The organism is Methanoculleus sp. UBA430 (assembly GCF_002506585.1).
Lineage (GTDB): Archaea > Halobacteriota > Methanomicrobia > Methanomicrobiales > Methanoculleaceae > Methanoculleus.
Map to the genome: position 1 here is coordinate 173,705 of NZ_DAXW01000001.1, position 19,959 is coordinate 193,663.

The following is a 19,959-nucleotide window of genomic DNA, read 5'->3' on the forward strand; positions in this document are numbered from 1 at the left end:
CCGGGCGAACCCCGCCAGATGATTGGTCCCACAAGATTCCGCGGGGGATCCGACCCCGGAATCGTAGCGCGGGACAAGCCCTCTCCTGAGTTGCACTAAATTCATGATTGACCCTTCGAAACAACTACTCCGATAAAATAAATCGTTTATAGCGAGGAGAGACGTGAACTGCACAACAACGTATACCACAGGGTCCCGTCGCGGCCCCGATGACCCGGTGTGCCGGAGGCCGGCCAGCGGGAACCGTTCCTGCAAGGAACCAGTTTTTGAGGAGACCGACCAGGTCTGGACCGAGGCCGGGTTTCTCCCGCCCGCAGATTACCGGCGGCTCGTGGCTCTGCTCCACCGTCTTGCCATGGAAGAAGAGGCCACAGCATCCCTGCTCTCGTCCGTCCTGACGGCAGCGGCGGTGAAGTCCGGTGATGCGGGCCGCGGCTACAGGATCCTCGACCCCGTGAAACTCCGGCGTACCGCCGAGGAGTACGGGATCGGAACCGCCCCCGGAGACGAGATCGGGATCGCCCGCGCCGTGACGCTCGCTATCATCGGTGAGTACGGGACAGGCATGACGGAGGGGCCTGCATGAAGAACCCCTACGAGTGGCTTGCAAACGCCATCAACAACCACACCTGGACCGTCGCCGGGGTTGCCGTGGCCGTCTTCGTCCTGGCGCTCTTCGGGCTCACGATGGTGACGATGGAGACCGGCGACGACACCTACATCGACAAAGACACTCCCCGCGGCGCTCTCCTCGCCCACTACAAAGATACCTACGGCTCCGACGCGATCATGCTCATCTACGAGGCCGACAGCGTCAGGAACCCCGATGCACTCAGGTACATCGACCGTCTCCAGGAAGACCTCAGGAACGAGCGTTACGTCGACGAAGTCTCCGGCGTCGTCGATCTTTTGAAACAGGCGAACGGCGGCACCCTGCCGCCGTCCATGGCGGAGATCAACACGATCATCGAGATGGCCCCGCCGGAGATGGTCGAGCGGGTGCTGCCCTCGGACATGATGACGATCAGCGTCATTGCCCTCGAACCGGGCGTCTCTACGCAGGTCCAGGGACAGGTCCTCGAAAACATCGAGACCATCATCAGTATATCAGAGCCCCCGCCGGGCGTCTCGGTCACGGTCTCGGGGACCCCGGCGTTCTCAAAGGAGATGGGCGAGGCGATGGGGGCAGAGATGGGCACGCTGATCCTTGTGGCCATGATCTTCATGACCATCGCGGTGATGCTCCTCTTCTCCCACGTCCGCTACCGCCTCCTCCCCATCGGGGTCGTGGCCGTCGGGCTCATCCTGACCTTCGGGTTCATGGGCATCTTCGGCATCCCGGTCAGCATGGTAGTGATTGCGGCGTTCCCGGTGCTGATCGGGGTCGGGATCGACTACGCGATCCAGTTTCAGGCCCGGTTCGATGAGGAGGCACGGCACTCCCCCCTCCCGGAGGCCGTATGGACCACCATCACGCAGATGGGGCCGTCGATCCTGATCGCGATGACGGCGACGGCGCTCGGGTTCATCGCGATGTTTTTTACACCGGTGCCGATGATAGCCGACTTCGGGAAGGTCTGCGCCATCGGGGTGGCCTCCTGTTACGTTGCGGCGCTCATCATCATCCCGGTCGTTGGACTCATCACGAACTACCGGCCGAAGAACGAGACGCAGACGGTCAACCCCGCCCCGGGGACCGGGCATTCTCTCGTTCTCCGGTATGAGCACTTCATCGGGAAGATGGCCTATACCGTTGCAAAACGCCCGCTTCCCGTTCTCCTGGTCTTCGCCATCGTTGCAGCAGGCGGGTACTACCTCGACGAGAAGGTCCCCATCAGCGCAGACGAGAAGACCTTCGTTCCCGACACGATGCCCGCCCTCCAGGACATGGAGAAGATCACCCGGACGATGGGAGCGACGAGCACCGTTCCGGTCATCGTGACCGCAGACGATGTCCTCTCCCCGGAGATGCTCGCCTGGATCGACCGTTTCGGGACGTATGAGGTCGAACAGAACGACAAGATGACCGGGGTTACGAGCATCGCAACCCTGATCCGGGACTACAACGGCGGAGTCCTGCCCGAAACAAGTGCGGAGGCTGACGCCGTCGTCGCCCGGATCCCGGCATCGACCCTGGAAAGTTATCTCAACGGGAATATGGAGGCGGCCCTCGAGTTCTCGACGGTCGCGATGGAAATGAACGCCATGAAGTCTTTCATCGAGGGGATCCGGAGCGACATAGCCTGGAACGATCCCCCCGCGGGCGCGACGGTGAGGATCACCGGCAGCGGAGAGATGTTCACCGCCCTCATGGACGATATCGCCGACTCCAAGACGTTCATGACCGTACTCGGGTTCGCCTTCATCCTCGGGTTCCTGCTCCTCGTCTACCGGAGAATCGGGGCCGTATCGCCGCTCGTCCCGATCGCCTTCGTCGTAGGCTGGTGCGGGGGGATCATGTACTTCCTCGGCCTCGACTACACGCCGCTGACCGCCGTCCTCGGATCGATGAGCATCGGCGTGGCCTCGGAGTATACCATCGTGATCATGGAGCGGTGCGAGGAGGAACTTGCAAAAGGCGTGGGTTACCTCGAAGCCATCCAGACCGCCGTTCAGAAGATCGGGATGGCCATCACGGTATCCGGGGTGGCGACGATCTCCGGGTTTGCGGCGCTCACCGTCTCGACGTTCAACATCATCAGCAACTTCGGGGTCGTGACGGTCATCACCATCGGGTTCTCGCTCGTGGGCGCGATCATCGCGCTGCCGGCGGTGCTCTCGATCATGTACCGCCACGCGGGGAGCCCCCGGGCTCAGGTTCAGGCAGGAGCCGGAGTCGCGGACTGATACCCCGGGCGCTGCACTTCACCCCCATAGGGAACACCGGGCTGCCTGCCGTCGGACCCCAGAACCCTATTTTTCTTCCGGCGTTGCCGGGAGAGGCCGGATCTGCCGTCGGTGCCCGCCAGGGAGCGTGGCGATGAGCCGCGCCTCTGCCTTTCGCAGGTGCTCGATTGCGGTGGCTTTGCTGATGCTCACTTTCTTCGCGAGCTGCTGGTTGTTGATCCTGCGGGGATTAGAGATCGGTATGGGAAGCGCACGCGAACCGGACTGTGATGTCTCTTTCTGCCGGGGGTTGCAGTAAGTTCATCTCCGGTCCCACAGAAACAGTACCCCAACAGATGAGCCACTTATAGCGAGGAGAGACGTGAGTTACATAATTCCCTGTAACACCGGATCTTGCCGGTGCTCTGATGAACAACGTCGATGCCCCGTACGTCCAGAGGGGTCATACGAGGAACCGTTTTTTGAGGAGACCAACCAGGTCCGGGCTGAAGTCGCCCACGCGGTAACCGTCGCGATCATCGGCGAGTACGGGACGAGCATGCCGGAGGAGCCCGCATGAAGAACCCCTATGAATGGCTTGCCGCCGCCATCAACAACCATACCTGGACCGTCGCCGGCATCGCCCTGGCCGTCTTCCTCGTGGCGTGCTTCGGACTCTCGCTGGTCTCGATGGAGACCGGCGACGACGCCTACCTCGACAAGACCACCCCGCGCGGCGCGCTCCTGAACCACTACGCCGAGACCTACGGTTCCGACGCGATCATGCTCCTCTACGAGACGGACAGTGTCCGGAGTCCCGAGATCCTCAGGTATATCGACCATCTCCAGGAGGATCTCAGGAACGAACGCTACGTCGATAGCGTCTCCGGCGTCGTCGATCTCCTGAAGCAGGCAAACGGCGGCACCCTGCCGTCGTCCAAAGCGGAGATCAACGTGATCATCGGCCAGGCTCCCCCGGAGATGGTTGAGAGGATGCTCCCCTCGGACCTGATGACGATCAGCGTCATCGCCCTTGAACCCGGCGTCACCATGGAGGCGCAGCAGCAGGTTGTCGGGAACATCAAGTCCATCGTCGCCATATCGGAGCCCCCGGCGGGGCTCACGGTCACGGTCTCGGGCAACCCTGCGTTCTCGCTGGAGATGGGCGAGGCGATGGGATCCGAGACGGGCATGCTGATCCTGGTGGCCATGATCCTGATGGTCTTCGCGGTGGTGTTCCTCTTCTCCCACGTCAGATACCGGCTTCTTCCGGTCGGGATCGTGGCCGTCGGGCTCATCATGACCTTCGGGCTCATGGGCCTCTTTGGTATTCCCATCAGCATGGTGGTGGTCGGGGCGTTCCCGGTGCTGATCGGGATCGGGATCGATTACGCGATCCAGCTCCACGCACGCTTCGACGAGGAGATCCGACGCGGCACGATACCCGAGGCCGTATGGGCCACCGTCACCCAGATGGGGCCGTCGATCCTGATCGCCATGTCGTCGACGGCGCTCGGGTTCATCGCGATGTTCTTTGCGCCGGTTCCGATGGTGGCCGACTTCGGAATGGTCTGCACCATCGGGGTCGTCTCCTGCTACGTCGCGGCGCTGATCGTCGTCCCGGTCTTTGCGATCGTCACCCGTTACCGGCCGAGGATGGAGGCTGCAGCCGCCGAGCCCACCCCCGAATCCGGGAGTTCCCTCATCGAGCGCTACGACCGCCTCCTCGGGCGGCTCGCCTACACCGTCGCAAAGTACCCGGTTCCGGTCATCCTGCTCTTTGCAATTGTGGCGGCAGGAGGGTTCTACCTCGACCAGAGCGTCCCCGTCAGCGCAGACGAGAAGACCTTCGTTCCCGGCGATATGCCTGCCCTGCTCTCTCTTGAGAAACTCACCCGGGTCATGGGGTCGACGAGCACCATCCCCGTCGTCGTGCTGGCGGACGACGTCCTCTCCCCGGAGACACTCATCTGGATAGATCAGTTCGGGGCCTACGAGCAGGAGCATAACGACAAGATCACCGGCGTCGCCAGCATCGCGACCCTGGTCAGGCAGTACAACAACGGAGTGCTCCCCGCAACCGAGCGGGAGGTTGATGGTGTCATTGCCCGGATTCCGGAGGCGACCCTGAAGCGTTACCTCAATGGAAACCTGGAGGCGGTGCTTGAGTTCTCGACGGTCGATATGGAGATGAGTGTCGCCCGCGACCAGGTCAGAAAGATACAGGACGATGTAGTGTGGAACAAACCGCCAGCCGGCGTGACCGTGAGGATCACCGGCCAGATGGAGATGTTTGCCGCCGTCATGGATGATATCAGTGATTCGAGGTCGTATATGACCGTGATCGGGTTCGCTTTCATCCTCGGCTTCCTGATCCTGGTCTATCGGAAGTTCGGCGCCGTCTCGCCGGTCATTCCGATCGTCTTCATCGTGGGCTGGAACGGGGCGATCATGTACCTCCTCGGTCTCGACTACACGCCGCTGACTGCCGTCCTCGGCTCTATGACGATCGGCGTCGCGTCCGAGTATACCATCCTGATCATGGAGCGGTGCGAGGAGGAACTCAGCCGGGGCACGGAGTTCCTCGACGCAATCCAGACCGCCGTCCAGAAGATCGGGACAGCCATCACGGTATCGGGGCTGACGACGGTCTTCGGGTTCTCGGCGCTCACGTTCTCGTCCTTCAATATCATCAGCAACTTCGGGATCGTGACGGTCATCACCGTCGGGTTCTCGCTCATAGGCGCGATCGTCGTCATGCCGGCGGTCCTCGCCCTGATGTACCGTTATACCGGGCGCTCCCGGATCCCGGCGGCTGCGGGGATCGCGGAGTAGATCCTCCCGCTACCGGAATGGCAGGGGTTCCGGCCGCGGAGCCCCGGACGCCGGGGAGGGGGCGGGCTCATCAAACTTTATATAGTACCTGCCATATCCTTCCCCGGTGATATACCGTGGCAAATGGAGACCTCACGGCGCAGGTATTGGCGCCATTTGAGCCGGTTGAAGAACTGGCCCGTAACGTTATTCTGTTTCTACCAAACCTCATTGCAGCGATCGTTATCCTGATCATCGGCTGGATCCTCGGGCGAATTCTCGGCAGAGTCGTCTCCGAGGTTCTTGACCGCCTCGGTGTCGACGACGCGCTCCGGAAGACATCGGTCGGCCAGCAGATTGAGCGGTCAGGAACAAACATAAGTCGCCTCTTCGATCTCATCGTCCGCTGGTTCATCTATCTTATCGCTATCCTTGCAGCAGTCAGCGTTCTGCAGATTCCGGCGCTCACACTGGCTGTCGCAGCAATCGTGGCCTACATCCCGAACATCCTCGCGTTCATCATCATCCTGGTCGCTGGATTCATCCTGATCGACTGGCTGATCGACCTCCTCACGCACATGGGAGAGACGCAGCAGATCCAGGGCTTCGGATTGATCGCGATGTTGCTCCGGGCATTTCTCTACTTCGTCGTCGCCATCCTCGCGCTCCAGCAACTCCTGCTCGACCTCTCGATCATCTATGTCTTCGTCGTCCCGATCGCATGGGGAGTCGGACTCGGACTCGGTGCGGCGATCGCCATCATCATCGGGCTCGGCCTGCGCGACCGGGCGCCGGAGATGATGGACCGGCTGATGGGCAGGATGAGAAGAGAATAACCTTTTTTTTATGGCGGGTCAGAGTCCGCCGTACTTCCGCACATGCTCCCGGGCCCGGCGGCGGGGTTCGTCGTCGCCGGCGGGGGCGGTCCGGCCGTAGTGCCGCCGGTCCTTCCCCACCGGACAGACCCTGATGCAGATCCCGCAGGGGGAGATGTGGCGCCGGGCGAGATCGGCGCTGTTTGCGGCACAGGCCGCTTTATCGGTGAGGCCTTCGGGGTAGTCCCGCTCGTCGAGCGCGCCCGTGGGGCAGGCCTCGACGCAGAGCATGCACCGGGTGCAGAGGTCCTCCGCGAGCAGGGGGTCGGGCGGGAGGTCCGCGGCGGAAAAGACCGAACCGAACCGGACCCGGGGCCCATACTCGGGGGTGAGGAGGGTGTTGTTCACGCCGAAGGTCCCGAGCCCGGCGAGGAACGCGGCGTGCCGGTGCGAGAAGAAGGCGACGGGGTTCTTCCTGAGCACCTCGATGGACCCGTAGCCGTCGCGGGGGACGAAGACCGAGGGGTAGCCCTCGTCGTTGAGGAAGGAGGCGAGCCGGTAGGTGTACTGGTCGAGCAGGCTGTTGACGGTCCTGTAGAGCTCGTGGTAGTAGATCGAGGGGGAGGTCTCGAGCACCGGGAGGTGGATGGGAAGACCGATCACGATCACCGACCGGGCCCCGGGAAAGATCGATTGCGGGTAGAACTCTTCCGGCATCCACGGCAGGAACGGCGGGTGCTCCCACCGGTCGGTGCTCGCGACCCCGACGAGGGGGATCTCCATCCGCCGGCACCGCTCGAGGAGGGCTGCCTTCAGGTCGTCGTTCATCATCGATCTCTTGCGCCCGGCAGGAGAAAAGGTTCACCCCGGGCGGAGGGGATCAGTCGACGTATTCCCCCGGCACCCACCGCTCACCGTCCCGGTAGAACTCCTTCTTCCAGATCGGGACGGTCTGCTTGAGCCGGTCGATGATGTATTCACAGGCAGCGAATGCCTCTTTCCGGTGCCCGGCGCCGACGACGATGAGGAGAATGGTCTCACCGACCGAAAGAGTGCCCACACGGTGGACGATATCCACCGATTCGATCGGGTATTTCTGCATCGCCTCGTCGCGGATAGCCGCCAGTTCACGGACCGCGACCTCTTCGTAGACCTCCAGTTCCATCCGCTCCACCCCGCTGTCGTCCCTGACGACGCCGCAGAAGGTGACCAGAGCGCCCATGCCCGGCCTCTTCGCCGCCTCGATCATCGCGCCCGCGTCGATCACATCCCTGGTAATGCCAATCATGGCCTTATACCCCCTCATCCGCCCGCGACCGGCGGGAAGAGGGCGACCTCGTCCCCGTCCGCGAGGGCATCGGAGTCGTCTCTCTTCACCCGCTTCCCGTTTCGCATCAGGACGACATGCGTCCTGAGCGCCCCGGCCTCGTCGAAGATTGCATCGCTTTCGTCCCCGGCACGGTCCCGGAGCGCGGCGAGAACCGCTGCCATCGTCGCCCCGTCGGGGACCTCGATAGCGAGGTCGCTCCCGAGGATCTCCCGGAACCGGGCGAACGCCTTCACCCGGATCTTCATGGCCGCATCTCCCCGCCGCAGACGGGGCAGTCCGGCCGCGGTTCTACGGTAAACGTCTCAAGCGTCGCCGCAAGCCCGTCCCAGATGAGGAGCCGGCCGGCGAGGAGGTCCCCGGCACCGGTGATATACTTGATCGCCTCGTTCGCCTGGATGAGGCCGATGATCCCCGGCGTCGTCCCGACGACCGGGAAGACCTCGGCCGGCGGGGCCTCCGGGAAGATGCACTCGAGGCAGGCCGTCCGGCCGGGGACGATCGTCGCCACCTGGCCGTCGAATCCCCGGATGGCACCATGGATAAGCGGCACGCCGGATCGGAGCGCCTCCCGGTTCAGGAGGTAGCGGGTGGGAAAGTTGTCCATCGCGTCCACGATCAGGTCGGCACCGGTGACCATGTCCCGGGCGTTCGTCTCGTCGATAGTCGTCGCAACGGCCTTGATGCGGATATCCGGGTTTGCCTCCCGGAGTTTCGCCTCTGCGGACCGGACCTTCGGCATGCCGAGATCCTTCTCCCAGTGGAGGACCTGCCGGTTCAGGTTGGTCCGGTCCACAGTATCCCGGTCCACAAGGCGGATCTCCCCGACACCGGCGACGGCAAGATAGAGGGCGATCGGGCAGCCGAGACCACCTGCTCCGGCGATGAAGACCTTCGCCTTCTTCAGCCGCTCCTGCCCTTCCTCGCCGAAGAGGAGGATCTGCCGGGCGTAACGTTCCCGTTCCTGCTCGGTGAGCATACGGTTATCCTCCGCTCGCCTCAGGCGCACCCTGCCGCGCCCGGTAGTCGTCGATCGCCTTGTGGATCCCTTCTTCGGCGAGGACCGAGCAGTGGAGTTTCTGGGGAGGCAGCCCCTCCAGCGCCTCGGCGACCGCCCGGTTGGTGACCGCCAGCGCCTCGTCGAGGGTCTTTCCCCGGATCAGTTCTGTGGCCATCGAACTCGACGCGATGGCGGCGGCGCACCCGAAGGTCTTGAATTTCGCATCCACGATCCGGTCATCTTCGATCCGGAGGGTTATCCGCATGATGTCGCCGCAGGTCGGGTTTCCGACCTCGCCGACACCGTTCGCATCCGGGATCTCCCCCATGTTGCGGGGGTTCATAAAATGGTCCATAACCTGTTCGCTGTACATTATGATCACTCGTTAACGTTCCGGGGTGAGCGGCGAGATCTCCCGCAGCCGCCCGATGATGCCGGGCAGCACTTCGAGGACGTAGTCGACGTCCTCCTCGGTGTTCCGGTGGCCGAGGGTGAGCCGGAGCGAGCCGTGGGCGTGTTCGGGCGGAAGGCCGCAGGCCGTGAGGACGTGCGAGGGCTCAAGCGACGCCGAGGTGCAGGCGCTCCCGGTCGAGGCCGCGATGCCGAGGGCGTCGAGCATGAGCAGGATCGACTCCCCCTCGACGTAGCGGAACGCGACGTTGACGTTGTTTGCAAGCCGCTCAGTCGGGTGGCCGTTCAGCCGGGTATCCGGGACGGCGTCGAGGATCCCCCGGATCAGCCGATCGCGCATCGCGGCGAGCCGGGGGGCGTTCTGCGGCATCTCACCGACCGCAAGCTCGATCGCCCGCCCCATCCCGACGATCCCGGGGACGTTCTCGGTCCCGGCCCGGCGGCCGCGCTCCTGCGCCCCGCCGTCCATGAACGTCCCGATCCGGGTTTTCCGTCGGATATACAGCGCTCCCGTCCCCTTCGGCCCGCCGAACTTGTGGGCGGATATGGCGAGGAGGTCGGCCCCCATCGCATCCACGTCGACCGGGATTGCCCCGATCGCCTGAACGGCGTCGGTGTGGAACAGGACGCCGTGGTCGTGTGCTATCTCGCTGATCGCCGCCACGGGCTGGACCGTCCCGATCTCGTTGTTTGCCGCCATCACCGAGACGAGGATGGTCTTATCGGTGATCGCCTCCTCGACGGCTCCCGGTTCAACCCGGCCGAACTCGTCGACCGGGAGGTAGGTGACCCGGTAGCCCTGCTTCTCGAGGGCCCGGCAGGGGTGGAGGACCGCGTGGTGCTCGATCGACGAGGTGACGATATGGTCGCCCTTCTTCCGGTTCGCCGCCGCCACCCCTTTGATCGCCCAGTTGTCGGCCTCCGTCCCCCCGGAGGTGAAGAAGACCTCTTCGGGTGCCGCGCCGATTGCCGCCGCCACTCGTCCCCGCGCCTCCTCGACCGCCTCCTTCGCCTCGCGGGCGAGGGCGTAGAGCGAGGAGGGGTTCCCGAACCGTTCCGAGAAGTAGGGGAGCATCGCGCGGGCGACCTCCGGCCGCGTCGGCGTCGTCGCCGCATGGTCCAGGTAGACCAACCGTCGCCCTCCGTCAGTCATGAGACTCACACCGTAATCCGGCCTTGCACAAAGGTATTTCTTCTCCAGGGACAAAGTTAACAATTGTTAACATCTCTGTTAGATCTGCTCCGGAACCATTAAACGTTGTGGTATGCGATGAAACTCCCCTGCCAGTTGATTGTATGGAACGTGTTGCCCGCGATCCGGGCTGCAATCGCCGAAGAACTGAACACCATGGGCGTTTCCCAGCTGGAGGCCGCCCGCCTTCTCGATATGACGCCCTCAGCGATCTCCCAGTACCGCACCGGGAAGCGGGGATACCGGATCGTCTTTGAGGGAAGGGTGAAAGAGTCGATCAACCGGCTGGCGCAGGACCTCGGTGCCGGCCAGGTGGATGACCTCGCTGCCAGGATATGCGAGATCTGTGGGCAGATCCGCGAAGAAAACGATCTGGAGGGTTCGTGTGCCAGGGAGACATAAGGAGGGAGCACCGGTGGAAGCGGAACGCGGCAGCAAAAAAGCGGTCATCAAAGCGCTCGAGGAGAAGGGAGAGGTACTGGTCGCCTGCTCCGGGGGCGTCGACAGTTCGCTCCTCGCCGCTCTGGCCGTCCGGGCGCTTGGGAAGGGCCGGGTCCGGTGCGTCCTCCTGGACTCGCCGCTCGTGCCGCGGCGGGAGATCGAAGAGGCAAAAGAGACCGTCGGGAGGCTGGATATCCCCCTGGAGGTCGTGGCGTTCCCGATTCTTGCGGATGAGATATTCCGGGCGAACCGGCCCGACAGGTGCTACACCTGCAAGAAAGCGTCCTCCCGCCTGCTGAAGGAACTGGCCCGGCGGGAAGGGATCGGCACGGTCGCAGACGGGACGAACGTCTCCGATCTCGGGACCTACCGCCCGGGGCTTGCCGCAAGCGACGAGGAAGGGATCTGCCATCCCCTTGCCGAGGCGGGTGCGGCGAAGAAGGATGTCCGCAGGATCGCCCGCGAGTGCGGGTTCCCGTTCTGGAACAAGCCCTCGGCAGCCTGTCTTGCCACCCGCATCCCCTACGGGGATGAGGTCACCGAAGAGGTGCTCGGCCGGATCGAGGCGGCCGAGGAGGCCCTGCAGGACCGGGGATTCGCCCAGGCGCGGGTCCGGGTCCACGGCGACGTCGCCCGGATCGAGGTGCCTCCCGACAACCTGGAACGGCTCTTCTCCATGCGCGACGAGGTGATGGCGGCGCTTCGCCGGATCGGCTTCACCTACGTCGCCCTGGACCTCGCCGGGTACCGGAGCGGAAGCATGGACGAGGTCCTATGACGATCAAGGACTGCAAGGCGGACTTCCCGATCACCCGGGACCTCATCTACCTGGATAGCGCCGCCACATCGCTCACCCCGAAACCGGTGGTCCAGGCGATGGTCGAGTACGACCTTCGCTACCGGGCGAACGTCGGGAGAGGCGTGCACCGGCTCGCCGCGGTCGCCACCCACCGCTACCGGGACGCCCGCGACGCCGTCAGGTCGTTCATCGGGGGAGAGGGCGGCACCCTCGCAATGACCCGGAACACCACCGAGGCGGTCGGGACGGTCGTCAACGGCCTCACCTGGCAGAAGGGCGACCGGGTGGTGACAACGCTCCTCGAACACCACTCCAACCTCCTCCCCTGGCTCCGGCTCCGCGAGCAGGGGGTCGCGGTGGAGGTCGTCCGGCCGGACGCCGGGGGCAGCCTCGACCTCGCCGACCTGGAAGCGGCCGTCCGCGACGAGACCCGGCTCGTCGCCGTCACCCATGCCTCAAACGTCCTCGGCACCGTCCTTCCCGTCCGCGAGATCGCCGGGATCTGCCGCGACCGGGGCGCACGGCTCCTCGTCGACGGCGCCCAGTCGGCCCCGCACCTCCCGGTCGACGTCGCCGCCATCGGGTGCGACTACTTCTGCTTCTCGGGCCACAAGATGCTCGGCCCGACCGGGACGGGCGGGCTCTGGATGCGCGAGCCGGACCTCGAACCGCTCTTTGTCGGCGGCGGTTCGATCGAGAGCGCGACGGCGGACGGCTACACCCTCGCTCCCGGCGAAGAGCGCTACGAGGCGGGAACGCCGCCGATCGCCGGCACCATCGGGCTTGCACGGGCCGCGGGGTATCTCCGGGGGATCGGGATGGAGGAGGTCCGGCGGCACGAGGAGCGGCTCTCTGCCCGGCTGATCGACGGGCTCGCGGCGCTTGATAGGGTTACAGTCGTGGGGGCGGATGCCGGGTCCGAGCGGATCGGCGTCGTCTCGTTCACGGTCGAGGGAATGCACCCGCACGAGGTGGCGCAGGTCCTCGACGAGGCATCCGCCGTCCTGGTCCGGTCGGGGCACCACTGCTGCCAGCCGCTCATGGAGCACCTCGGCCTCCCGAACGGGACGGTGCGGGCGAGCACCTATGTCTACACCACAACAGAGGAGATCGACATAATGCTGGCCACCGTCGAAGAACTTTCCCGGAGGGCGATCTGATGCTCTACCGGGAACTGCCGATCGTCAGAGTCGACGGCGAGATGTTCGCCCCGGCGACCCACCCCGTCGTCGAGGAGATGCCGCTTTCCGTGACCGTCAACGGGCGCCACGCCCTCACCGCCATGACGAGCCCTGCGATGCTCCGGGAGTTCGTCGTAGGATACCTCTACACGGAGCGGATCGTCAGGAAACTCGACGAGATCGAGTCGATCCGGATCGAGGGGAATACCGCGAGCGTCCTCACCAAAAACCCGTTCGCGATCCTCGTCTCGCACAAGACCGTCCTCTCCGGGTGCGGCGGGAGCACCTCATTCCTCGATGCCGGACGCCTCCCCGCTATCCGGTCCGACCTCATCCTCTTGCCCGAAGCGATCCGGGCGGCGACGAAGGAGACGCTCGACTCGGGCCTTCACCGGACCACCGGCGGCATCCACCTCGTCGGGCTCTTTGACGGAGAGGGGAAGACGATCCGGATCGCCGAGGATATCGGCCGGCACAACGCGCTCGACCGGGTCATCGGCCACGGCCTTCTATCGGGGGTTGACTTTTCGCGGACGTTTGCAGTCAGCTCCGGCCGGATCTCCTCCGAGATGGTCAGGAAGTGCCTGGTCGCAAACATCCCGGTGATCGTCTCGCGGGGAGCGACGACCACCACCGCCGTCGAGGCCGCAGAGGCAGGCGGGCTCACGATCGTCGGGTTCGTGCGGAGCAAAAAGATGAATATCTATACCGGGCCGGAGCGGGTCCGCGGCGCATCGCAGGCGGCCGCCGGCGAATGACCGGAGGGCATCGGCCCGCCGGACACCAGGGGTATTCGGGGATCGGAGCGACTCCCGAAGGATGCCCGCTCAATGGGAATGGCCGCCACCGCCCCCTTCATGCTTCTCGCCGCCTTTCACATACCGGTAGAGATGGTGGGTGTAGACTACGAAATCGATGAACGCCTGCACATACGCGCGACCTGCTACGACGTCGTCCGGGTCATAATGCTTCTTCTCGATGACGGCATGAAAGCGGCGCTGCAGGTCTTCTCTCGCGACATCGAGGACGAACCTGATGACCTCGCCGGCATCACCGGTTTCTATCGCCTTCTCGGCGCGGGGAACCACAGGCCCCTCGTCAAGGCCTGCCGGTTTCAATCCGGTATAGGGCGCTCCCTCGCCTGCCCGGTGGAGCCTGATCGCGGTCTCGAAGAACCAGTCGTCGGCAAGGTCCTTTGCCCCCTCACCGAGCTTCCGGACCTTCATCGTCCGCTCGAACGCGTCGGCCAGTTCTCTCTCCGATTCCTTCGGCACCCAGATGAGAACGTAATTCACATTTCCCTTCTCCAGAGCCTCCTCTGCTGCCCTGACCACAGGGCCGTCCCGTGTATCACAATGCGGTGGCATCCGTAGACCTCCGTTGATCGGTTCGCTTAGATCCTGCGCAGCAATAAGGCTTCTCTGCTCGATTCGCCAGCAGGCGGGCCGGGCGGCATGCGTCTCACCGGACTTCCGGAGCCTGATACACGGGAACCCTGCGGCACCCGGTGCCGGAAGGAGAGCGGAGCAGCGGAGACATATGGAGGAGTGATTATAATATTCCCCGAGAGGCCGACGATCTTCTATCCTCCCTGCCCGAGCAGCCTGCAGACCTGGCAGACCTCGCCGCTCGTAAGTTCGCCGCATCTGCGGCAGGTAGAGAGCGCCTTCACCGGTTCCACGGAACGGGCCGACCGCCTGACCCCGTCGCGGAACCTTATTATGCGGAGCATCGTCCCCGGGTGGCGGTGCTCGAGCCCTGCAAGCATCGTGCGCACCTCCGACCGGAGCGCGGTCCCGGCGTAGGGGCACTCGGGCAGGTCGCGGAAGTAACCGCGGAGGAGGAGGTAGGTCACGATCTCCTTCTCGGAGAGGACGGCGAGCGGCTTTATCCGCGGAACAAAGTGACCCGGCTGTCCGGTCGAGGTGTCCTGGCGAAGGCGGGGGAGGTCGCCGCGGAGGACGTTCATCAGGACCGACTGCGCCTCGTCGTCGAGGTTATGGCCGGTGGCAAGCTTCGTCGCGCCGACCCGCTTCACCCCTTCGGCGAGCGCCCGCCTGCGCAGCACGCCGCAGACGGTGCAGCCCTGCGCCTCCCTGCCGACGAGCAGCCGATCAAGGTCTTTCCCGAAGAGGTCGGCGAACGTGACGATCACATGCTCGACGCCGAGCTCCGCCGTCAGAGCCTCCGCGGCCTTGAGGGTCTCTTCGCGGTAGCCCGCTATCCCTTCGTCGACGGTGACGGCGACGAGGGTCGCGCCGAGCGTGGGGAGGATGGGGTGGAGCAGCAGGAGCAGGGCGGTGCTGTCTTTTCCCCCGCTCAGGCCGACGGCGACCCGGTCGCCCGGCGCGACCATGCATTCGTCTTTCATGGCGGCAAAGACACGGGCTTCGGCGTCCTCGATGAAGTGGGCGGCGCAGAGCCGCCGCTCCGGCCCGGTAAGGCGGGCGACCGCGGGTTTGCCGCAGAAGGAGCACCGGTTCTCCGCCGAAGTCACCGCCTCACCCGCCGTGTGAGAACCGGACGATCCGGAGCTCGTCGCCTTCGGTCGCCGTCACGTCTTCGGGGACGATCCTGCCGTTCATTATGACGATCACGGTCGTCGGGTTGATCCCGAGCTCAAGGAGGATCTCTTCTATCGGTGCGGAGGCGCGGGAGAGCGTCCGCACGCTCCTGTCCGGGAGGATGATCTGCATGTGTCGTATAGTGTTGGTCCCGCCACCCCATAAATATCCTCAAGGATCGGGGGCAGAATGCGGCCGGATCTGCCGTAACAGTAAATAATATAAGGATCTCAGAAGAGATCCGTGTGCAGATTCACAATTGTTAATCTGTGCCCGGCAAGCCCGTGACGACGACCGGGAGGAGGAGAAGAGATGCACATCATGACACCCGAGGAGAAGGCATACCTCGTCAGCATAGGCTCGGCGAGCATCGACGAGGCCCTCGGTGCGAATCTCATTCCGACGACGGCGACGGCGGGTCCGGGCGCCGGAGGATCGTCGGTCTTCATCCGCTCCGGCGGCCGGCGGGTCAGGCTCTCCACCAACCCGGCATCGCCGCTCCGGGTCGTCCCGGACGGTGATGGGGTCGCCGTCGTCCACGACAAAGAGACGATCACGCGGGGCAGCATCGAGCGCCCGCTCTGCCACTGCCCGGAACAGGCCTACATCACCGTCAGCGAACGCTGCGTCCACGACTGTACGTTCTGCCCGGTGCCGAAACTCGACGGGGCGATCAAGAACACGAAGACGGTCGCGAGAATGGTCGAAGAGGCCAATGCCGGCGGGAGCCTCTCTGCGATCTCCCTCACGAGCGGTGTCGCGGAATCGCCGGAGCGGGAGGTGGAGCGGGTGGCGGCCGTGGTGAGGGCGCTCCGGGCGCGGTTCGACCTCCCGATCGGGGTCTCGGTCTACCCGACCGCGGCCTCGACCGCGATCCTCCGCGCCGCCGGTGCCGATGAGGTCAAGTACAACGTCGAGACGATGGACCCGGGTGTCTTCCGCGCGGTCTGCCCCGGCCTCTCCCTTCCGTTCATCCTCGACGCGCTCGCAGGGGCGGTGGAGGTCTTCGGGAGGAACGCCGTCTTCTCGAACTTCATCATCGGTCTCGGTGAAGAGGACAGCATGGTCAGGGACGGCGTCGCCTACCTCGCAGAACTGGGTGTCATCCCCATCCTCCGGCCGATCTCCGCATCGCCCCTCCGGGCAGGCGAGATCGCCGTCGAGCGTCCGTCGGCGGAGCGGCTTCTTGGGCTCGCGGCGATGACCCGCGATATCCTGGAGCAGAACGGTCTTGACCCGCGGCGGGCGAGGACGATGTGCCTCCCCTGCACCGGGTGCGACCTCACGCCGTTTCGGGACGTGTGAGACGGGCCGCGAGGGTGTTTACCGGCCCCGCCCGCACAGCCGCTTCCCCTTCGCGGTAAGGACGTACCGCACCGGAAGATCGGCCGCACCCCCGCACCCGCAACCGCCGGAACAGCACCTGCACCGGCCCGGGACGGTCTCGCAGGGCCGTTCGCAGGCGATATAGCCGAGCCGCTCCATCAGCGCGAGCCGGTCAAGCAGCGACTCCCGTGATATGCCGAGTTCCATAGCAAGCGATGGGAGCGTGAACGCCCCCGCACCGATCCGTTCAAGGATGCTCTGCATCATGCCGTTGCAAGCCCCCGGAAGAACGCCCTGCACCACGCGAGGAACCCTGCGGCTCCTATGACTGCAAGGTAGACGGCCGGTGTGAGCGCATCCGCGACCGACCATGCCTCCCCTGCGATGGCCGCTTCGAGTGCCCCCGCTCCGGCCGCAAGGAGCGTGACTGCCCCGAATGCGACCGAGAGCAGGGTGCCCACGTTGACGAACCCGATCCCGTCATCGAGCCCCCGTGCGAGGTTCCGCACACCCGTCAGCAGAACGGCGCCGATAACGAGCAGGACGAATCCCCCAAAGAGGGAGGCCGGGACGAACGGGACGGCCGGACCGGTGAGGGCGGCGACGATCTGGAGCGTACCGAAGACAGCGTAGAGCGCCCCGAGCACCGCTCCGAATACTCCCTGTACCATATTGTTCATGTTATGCACCTCCAATGAAGGACGGGGCGATCCGCCCGACGATCAGTGCCAGCAGCCAGGCGAGGACGAGGCCGTACGCCACCGAAAAGCCGGCCCATTTCCACGATCCCGTCTCTTTCCGGATGGTCGCGATCGTTGCGAGGCACGGCGTATAGAGCAGCACGAAGACCATCAGGGCGAGCGCTGTCGCCGCCGAGAGGCCGGGGTCGGCGAGGAACGCCGTCGAGAGGGCGTCTCCCTCCTCCCCGGCCCCGTAGAGCACGCCGAGCGATCCGACGACGACCTCTTTTGCCACGAATCCGAAGAGCAGCGCGACCGCGATCTTCCAGTCAAACCCGAGCGGCGCGACGAGCGGCTCGAGCAGGTGGCCGAGAGCGCCCGCAAGGCTCGCGCTGCTTCCGTACTCGACGCCGAACGGGAACGATGCCAGGCACCAGAGAACGAGCGCCCCGGCAAGGATGATCGTCCCAGCTTTGCGGACATACATCACCCCTCTGCTCCACGTGTGGAGCAGGCTCGTCCCTGCTGTCGGGAGCCGGTAGGGCGGCATCTCCATGATGAAGGGGGACGATTCTCCCGGCAGGATCGTGTGCCGGAAGAGTTTTGCCGACCCGATGGCGGCGGCGATGCCGAGGACGTAGAGGAGGAAGACGACGACGCCCGCTGCCGCTCCGAAGAATGCGCCGGCAAAGAGGATGTATACCGGAAGCCTCGCACTGCAGGATATGAACGGGTTTACCAGGATCGTGATCAACCGGTCTCTCTCGCCCTCGATCGTCCGGGCCGCCATGATCCCGGGGACGTTGCACCCGAACCCGATCAGCATCGGGATGAACGCCTTCCCCGGCAGCCCGATGGCGTACATGAGCCGGTCCATGATGAACGCGGCCCGCGCCAGGTAGCCGGTGTCCTCGAGGAACGAGAGGATCAGGAAGAGGATGAAGATGTTCGGGACGAAGACGAGGACGGACCCGACACCGCCGATGATCCCGTCGCCGACGAGCGATGCAAGCCATGCGGGCCCGATCGATCCGGCCACGGCCGCCGAAAGCCGGGCAAGCCCGGCCTCGATCAGGGCGACAAAGGGCGCTGCGACCGCAAACGTCAGCTCGAACGTCCCCCACATCAGGGCGAGGAAGATCGGGATGCCGAGGTACCGGTCCGTGACGACACGGTCGACCATCTCCGAGACGTTCATGCCCCGGGCACCGGCGGTGCGCACCTGCGGCAGGACGGCGGCGATCACGTCATAACGCCTGTCCGCCATCGCGGCCTCGCACTCGTCGGGGTCGATTGTAGAGAGGAGGGCCTGCACCCGGGGAGAGACAGGGCTCTCCCGGACTTTAGCGAGGGCGTTCTCGTCCCCCTCGAGGAGCCTGGCCGCGAGCCAGCGGAGAGGATACCGTTCTGCAAGATCTTTATCGGCTTCGAGGACGCCGACCAGTGACGCGATCATCGCCTCCACATCGTTCCTGTACCCGACGGTGTGCTCGTGGTGCGGCGGCGTCTCCGCCTCCCGGACTGCAGCGTCGAGGAGGTCGTCGAGCCCCTCGCCCCGGATTCCGACCGTCCGCACGACGGGGATCGCAAGGAGGGCCGAGAGCCTCTCCCGGTCGATGGCGCATCCCCCGGCCTCGGCCGCATCGGCCATGTTCAGGGCGATGACGACCGGAACCCCGAGTTCGGCTATCTGGGTCGTCAGGTAGAGGTTCCGCTCGAGGTTCGTCGCGTCCACGACCTGGACGACGACGTCCGGCCTCTCCTCGAGGATATAGTCCCGCGCGACGACCTCGTCCGCGGAGCAGGCGGTCAGGCTGTAGGTTCCCGGGAGGTCGATCACCTCGATGGCATGGCCGCTCCGGTTGATCCGGCCGGTCTTCTTCTCGACCGTGACGCCCGGCCAGTTCCCGACGTGCTGGCGGGACCCGGTGAGCGCGTTAAAAAGCGTCGTTTTGCCGACGTTGGGGTTGCCGGCGAGTGCAACCCGGATTCCGGTCATGCAGCCTCCTTCACCAGGATCTTCATCGCTATCCCCCGCGAGAGGGCGTACCGGGCGTCGCCGACCGAGACGATGAGCGAGCCCCGGTCGGCGCACTGCACCCGCACCCGTGCGTCGGGGCAGAGCCCCAGCCCGGCGAGGCGGAGCCGCATCCCCTTGCCGGCCCTGACGTCGGCGATCGTCGCCTCGGTCCCGGCAGCGAGGAGGGCGAGCGGGCAGACGGCTCCCATCATTCCTCCTCCGGGACGACCTCGATCTGGCCCGCCTCGGCACGCCGCAGCGAGAGGGCGTATCCTTTCACCCGGTACTCGACGGGATCGCCGAGCGGTGCGGCCCTGACGGCCTCCACATCCGCCCCGGGCACCATGCCCATGGCGAGCAGCCGTTTCCGGAGCGCCCCGGAAGCGCGGATGCCGACGATGCGGCACCGGCAGGCAGGGCCGATACAATCGAGGGTGGTTACCGCTCCACGTAGCGGGGCGTTTTGATCCGATGGTTCCATGGATCCTGCTCTCTTGTTTGGTCGGGATAATCTCGCGCCGAAATTGTTTCGGTGCCGGCACAATTCCCCGAAAGATGTTAGG

24 protein-coding genes are annotated in these 19,959 nt (G+C 65.0%); 9 read left to right on the top strand and 15 right to left on the bottom strand.

From position 1 onward, the window contains the following. Positions 1 to 163: 163 nt before the first annotated feature. Together BRA49_RS00880 and BRA49_RS00885 are read left to right on the top strand one after the other, a co-directional pair. Positions 164 to 586 (top strand): hypothetical protein, encoded by a 423-nt coding sequence (locus BRA49_RS00880; RefSeq protein WP_292382622.1) that lies wholly within the window; start codon positions 164 to 166, stop codon positions 584 to 586. Further along, positions 583 to 2,847, top strand: a complete 2,265-nt coding sequence (locus tag BRA49_RS00885) for an efflux RND transporter permease subunit (RefSeq protein ID WP_292382623.1) — start codon at positions 583 to 585, stop codon at positions 2,845 to 2,847. Before BRA49_RS00880 ends, BRA49_RS00885 begins: the two co-directional genes overlap by 4 nt. 66 nt (positions 2,848 to 2,913) lie before the next feature. Here BRA49_RS00885 and BRA49_RS00890 read toward each other — a convergent pair whose 3' ends face one another. Next, positions 2,914 to 3,090 (bottom strand): helix-turn-helix domain-containing protein, encoded by a 177-nt coding sequence (locus BRA49_RS00890; RefSeq protein WP_349680892.1) that lies wholly within the window; start codon positions 3,088 to 3,090, stop codon positions 2,914 to 2,916. A 312-nt stretch (positions 3,091 to 3,402) separates the two neighbouring features. Here BRA49_RS00890 and BRA49_RS00895 point away from each other — a divergent pair, with 312 nt between their 5' ends. Both BRA49_RS00895 and BRA49_RS00900 read left to right on the top strand, forming a co-directional pair. Further along, positions 3,403 to 5,661 carry an efflux RND transporter permease subunit gene (locus tag BRA49_RS00895; protein ID WP_292382625.1) on the top strand — a complete coding sequence of 753 codons (2,259 nt, stop codon included), beginning with the start codon at positions 3,403 to 3,405 and terminating at the stop codon, positions 5,659 to 5,661. Positions 5,662 to 5,777: 116 nt separating this feature from the next. Continuing rightward, on the top strand, positions 5,778 to 6,476 hold the full coding sequence (locus tag BRA49_RS00900) for a mechanosensitive ion channel family protein (RefSeq protein WP_292382626.1): 699 nt from the start codon (positions 5,778 to 5,780) through the stop codon (positions 6,474 to 6,476). Between the two features lie 18 nt (positions 6,477 to 6,494). Here BRA49_RS00900 and BRA49_RS00905 read toward each other — a convergent pair whose 3' ends face one another. Genes BRA49_RS00905 through nifS form a run of 6 tightly spaced genes read right to left on the bottom strand, consistent with a single transcriptional unit; the run spans position 6,495 to position 10,346 of the window. After that, positions 6,495 to 7,283, bottom strand: a complete 789-nt coding sequence (locus BRA49_RS00905; protein ID WP_292382770.1) for a 4Fe-4S binding protein — start codon at positions 7,281 to 7,283, stop codon at positions 6,495 to 6,497. A 52-nt stretch (positions 7,284 to 7,335) separates the two neighbouring features. Continuing rightward, positions 7,336 to 7,743, bottom strand: coding sequence for a molybdenum cofactor biosynthesis protein MoaE (locus tag BRA49_RS00910; protein WP_292382628.1), 408 nt, complete (start codon positions 7,741 to 7,743; stop codon positions 7,336 to 7,338). Positions 7,744 to 7,757: 14 nt separating this feature from the next. Then, complete coding sequence (locus BRA49_RS00915; protein WP_292382630.1) at positions 7,758 to 8,030, bottom strand: ubiquitin-like small modifier protein 1; 273 nt, start codon at positions 8,028 to 8,030, stop codon at positions 7,758 to 7,760. Beyond that, positions 8,027 to 8,761, bottom strand: a complete 735-nt coding sequence (locus BRA49_RS00920) for a HesA/MoeB/ThiF family protein (RefSeq protein ID WP_292382631.1) — start codon at positions 8,759 to 8,761, stop codon at positions 8,027 to 8,029. The genes BRA49_RS00915 and BRA49_RS00920 overlap by 4 nt, the downstream gene beginning before the upstream one ends. 4 nt (positions 8,762 to 8,765) lie before the next feature. Further along, complete coding sequence (nifU, locus tag BRA49_RS00925; protein ID WP_292382632.1) at positions 8,766 to 9,155, bottom strand: Fe-S cluster assembly scaffold protein NifU; 390 nt, start codon at positions 9,153 to 9,155, stop codon at positions 8,766 to 8,768. A gap of 12 nt (positions 9,156 to 9,167) precedes the next feature. Beyond that, positions 9,168 to 10,346, bottom strand: coding sequence for a cysteine desulfurase NifS (nifS, locus tag BRA49_RS00930; protein WP_292382772.1), 1,179 nt, complete (start codon positions 10,344 to 10,346; stop codon positions 9,168 to 9,170). A gap of 117 nt (positions 10,347 to 10,463) precedes the next feature. Here nifS and BRA49_RS00935 point away from each other — a divergent pair, with 117 nt between their 5' ends. The 4 genes from BRA49_RS00935 to fdhD are packed head-to-tail and all read left to right on the top strand — an operon-like array spanning position 10,464 to position 13,564. After that, positions 10,464 to 10,787 (top strand): transcriptional regulator, encoded by a 324-nt coding sequence (locus tag BRA49_RS00935; RefSeq protein ID WP_292382633.1) that lies wholly within the window; start codon positions 10,464 to 10,466, stop codon positions 10,785 to 10,787. Between the two features lie 13 nt (positions 10,788 to 10,800). Continuing rightward, entirely contained in the window at positions 10,801 to 11,604 is an 804-nt protein-coding gene (gene larE / locus BRA49_RS00940; protein ID WP_292382635.1) for an ATP-dependent sacrificial sulfur transferase LarE, read from the top strand. After that, entirely contained in the window at positions 11,601 to 12,785 is a 1,185-nt protein-coding gene (locus BRA49_RS00945) for an aminotransferase class V-fold PLP-dependent enzyme (protein ID WP_292382636.1), read from the top strand. Before larE ends, BRA49_RS00945 begins: the two co-directional genes overlap by 4 nt. After that, complete coding sequence (gene fdhD, locus BRA49_RS00950; RefSeq protein ID WP_292382638.1) at positions 12,785 to 13,564, top strand: formate dehydrogenase accessory sulfurtransferase FdhD; 780 nt, start codon at positions 12,785 to 12,787, stop codon at positions 13,562 to 13,564. The genes BRA49_RS00945 and fdhD overlap by 1 nt, the downstream gene beginning before the upstream one ends. Before the next feature lie 69 nt (positions 13,565 to 13,633). Here the strand turns inward: fdhD and BRA49_RS00955 are convergent, their stop codons facing one another. From BRA49_RS00955 to BRA49_RS00965, 3 genes are all read right to left on the bottom strand, one after another. Beyond that, positions 13,634 to 14,173 carry a DUF6448 family protein gene (locus BRA49_RS00955; RefSeq protein WP_292382640.1) on the bottom strand — a complete coding sequence of 180 codons (540 nt, stop codon included), beginning with the start codon at positions 14,171 to 14,173 and terminating at the stop codon, positions 13,634 to 13,636. 215 nt (positions 14,174 to 14,388) lie between these two features. Then, on the bottom strand, positions 14,389 to 15,303 hold the full coding sequence (locus tag BRA49_RS00960) for a TIGR00269 family protein (RefSeq protein ID WP_292382642.1): 915 nt from the start codon (positions 15,301 to 15,303) through the stop codon (positions 14,389 to 14,391). Positions 15,304 to 15,307: 4 nt separating this feature from the next. After that, positions 15,308 to 15,502 carry a MoaD/ThiS family protein gene (locus BRA49_RS00965; RefSeq protein ID WP_292382644.1) on the bottom strand — a complete coding sequence of 65 codons (195 nt, stop codon included), beginning with the start codon at positions 15,500 to 15,502 and terminating at the stop codon, positions 15,308 to 15,310. A gap of 180 nt (positions 15,503 to 15,682) precedes the next feature. Here BRA49_RS00965 and BRA49_RS00970 point away from each other — a divergent pair, with 180 nt between their 5' ends. Then, on the top strand, positions 15,683 to 16,675 hold the full coding sequence (locus tag BRA49_RS00970; protein ID WP_292382646.1) for a radical SAM protein: 993 nt from the start codon (positions 15,683 to 15,685) through the stop codon (positions 16,673 to 16,675). 18 nt (positions 16,676 to 16,693) lie between these two features. On the opposite strand, the gene BRA49_RS00975 is transcribed toward BRA49_RS00970, so the two are convergent. From BRA49_RS00975 to BRA49_RS00995, 5 genes are read right to left on the bottom strand one after another with little or no spacing between them, the layout of a single operon-like run. Continuing rightward, positions 16,694 to 16,963: a hypothetical protein gene (locus BRA49_RS00975; protein WP_292382647.1), complete on the bottom strand. Its 270-nt coding sequence runs from the start codon at positions 16,961 to 16,963 to the stop codon at positions 16,694 to 16,696. Beyond that, the gene (locus tag BRA49_RS00980; RefSeq protein WP_292382649.1) at positions 16,960 to 17,376 is read right to left on the bottom strand and encodes a hypothetical protein; all 417 of its coding nucleotides are present in this window, start codon (positions 17,374 to 17,376) and stop codon (positions 16,960 to 16,962) included. Before BRA49_RS00980 ends, BRA49_RS00975 begins: the two co-directional genes overlap by 4 nt. A 1-nt stretch (position 17,377) precedes the next feature. Next, positions 17,378 to 19,375: a ferrous iron transport protein B gene (feoB, locus tag BRA49_RS00985; RefSeq protein ID WP_292382651.1), complete on the bottom strand. Its 1,998-nt coding sequence runs from the start codon at positions 19,373 to 19,375 to the stop codon at positions 17,378 to 17,380. Beyond that, complete coding sequence (locus BRA49_RS00990; RefSeq protein ID WP_292382653.1) at positions 19,372 to 19,608, bottom strand: FeoA family protein; 237 nt, start codon at positions 19,606 to 19,608, stop codon at positions 19,372 to 19,374. The genes feoB and BRA49_RS00990 overlap by 4 nt, the downstream gene beginning before the upstream one ends. Beyond that, the gene (locus tag BRA49_RS00995) at positions 19,605 to 19,877 is read right to left on the bottom strand and encodes a FeoA family protein (RefSeq protein ID WP_292382655.1); all 273 of its coding nucleotides are present in this window, start codon (positions 19,875 to 19,877) and stop codon (positions 19,605 to 19,607) included. Before BRA49_RS00995 ends, BRA49_RS00990 begins: the two co-directional genes overlap by 4 nt. Between the last annotated feature and the right edge of the window lie 82 nt (positions 19,878 to 19,959).

What these genes read in the sequence shown, in the direction of transcription:
- BRA49_RS00945 (WP_292382636.1), top strand. Translation starts at nt 11,601, where the DNA reads ATGACGATCAAGGACTGCAAGGCGGACTTCCCGATCACCCGGGACCTC.
- BRA49_RS00970 (WP_292382646.1), top strand. Translation starts at nt 15,683, where the DNA reads ATGCACATCATGACACCCGAGGAGAAGGCATACCTCGTCAGCATAGGC.
- BRA49_RS00915 (WP_292382630.1), bottom strand. Translation starts at nt 8,030, where the DNA reads ATGAAGATCCGGGTGAAGGCGTTCGCCCGGTTCCGGGAGATCCTCGGG.
- BRA49_RS00980 (WP_292382649.1), bottom strand. Translation starts at nt 17,376, where the DNA reads ATGAACAATATGGTACAGGGAGTATTCGGAGCGGTGCTCGGGGCGCTC.
- nifS (WP_292382772.1), bottom strand. Translation starts at nt 10,346, where the DNA reads ATGACTGACGGAGGGCGACGGTTGGTCTACCTGGACCATGCGGCGACG.
- fdhD (WP_292382638.1), top strand. Translation starts at nt 12,785, where the DNA reads ATGCTCTACCGGGAACTGCCGATCGTCAGAGTCGACGGCGAGATGTTC.
- BRA49_RS00885 (WP_292382623.1), top strand. Translation starts at nt 583, where the DNA reads ATGAAGAACCCCTACGAGTGGCTTGCAAACGCCATCAACAACCACACC.
- BRA49_RS00905 (WP_292382770.1), bottom strand. Translation starts at nt 7,283, where the DNA reads ATGAACGACGACCTGAAGGCAGCCCTCCTCGAGCGGTGCCGGCGGATG.
- BRA49_RS00895 (WP_292382625.1), top strand. Translation starts at nt 3,403, where the DNA reads ATGAAGAACCCCTATGAATGGCTTGCCGCCGCCATCAACAACCATACC.
- BRA49_RS00995 (WP_292382655.1), bottom strand. Translation starts at nt 19,877, where the DNA reads ATGGAACCATCGGATCAAAACGCCCCGCTACGTGGAGCGGTAACCACC.
- nifU (WP_292382632.1), bottom strand. Translation starts at nt 9,155, where the DNA reads ATGTACAGCGAACAGGTTATGGACCATTTTATGAACCCCCGCAACATG.
- feoB (WP_292382651.1), bottom strand. Translation starts at nt 19,375, where the DNA reads ATGACCGGAATCCGGGTTGCACTCGCCGGCAACCCCAACGTCGGCAAA.
- BRA49_RS00975 (WP_292382647.1), bottom strand. Translation starts at nt 16,963, where the DNA reads ATGATGCAGAGCATCCTTGAACGGATCGGTGCGGGGGCGTTCACGCTC.
- BRA49_RS00965 (WP_292382644.1), bottom strand. Translation starts at nt 15,502, where the DNA reads ATGCAGATCATCCTCCCGGACAGGAGCGTGCGGACGCTCTCCCGCGCC.
- BRA49_RS00935 (WP_292382633.1), top strand. Translation starts at nt 10,464, where the DNA reads ATGAAACTCCCCTGCCAGTTGATTGTATGGAACGTGTTGCCCGCGATC.
- BRA49_RS00920 (WP_292382631.1), bottom strand. Translation starts at nt 8,761, where the DNA reads ATGCTCACCGAGCAGGAACGGGAACGTTACGCCCGGCAGATCCTCCTC.
- BRA49_RS00910 (WP_292382628.1), bottom strand. Translation starts at nt 7,743, where the DNA reads ATGATTGGCATTACCAGGGATGTGATCGACGCGGGCGCGATGATCGAG.
- BRA49_RS00990 (WP_292382653.1), bottom strand. Translation starts at nt 19,608, where the DNA reads ATGATGGGAGCCGTCTGCCCGCTCGCCCTCCTCGCTGCCGGGACCGAG.
- BRA49_RS00955 (WP_292382640.1), bottom strand. Translation starts at nt 14,173, where the DNA reads ATGCCACCGCATTGTGATACACGGGACGGCCCTGTGGTCAGGGCAGCA.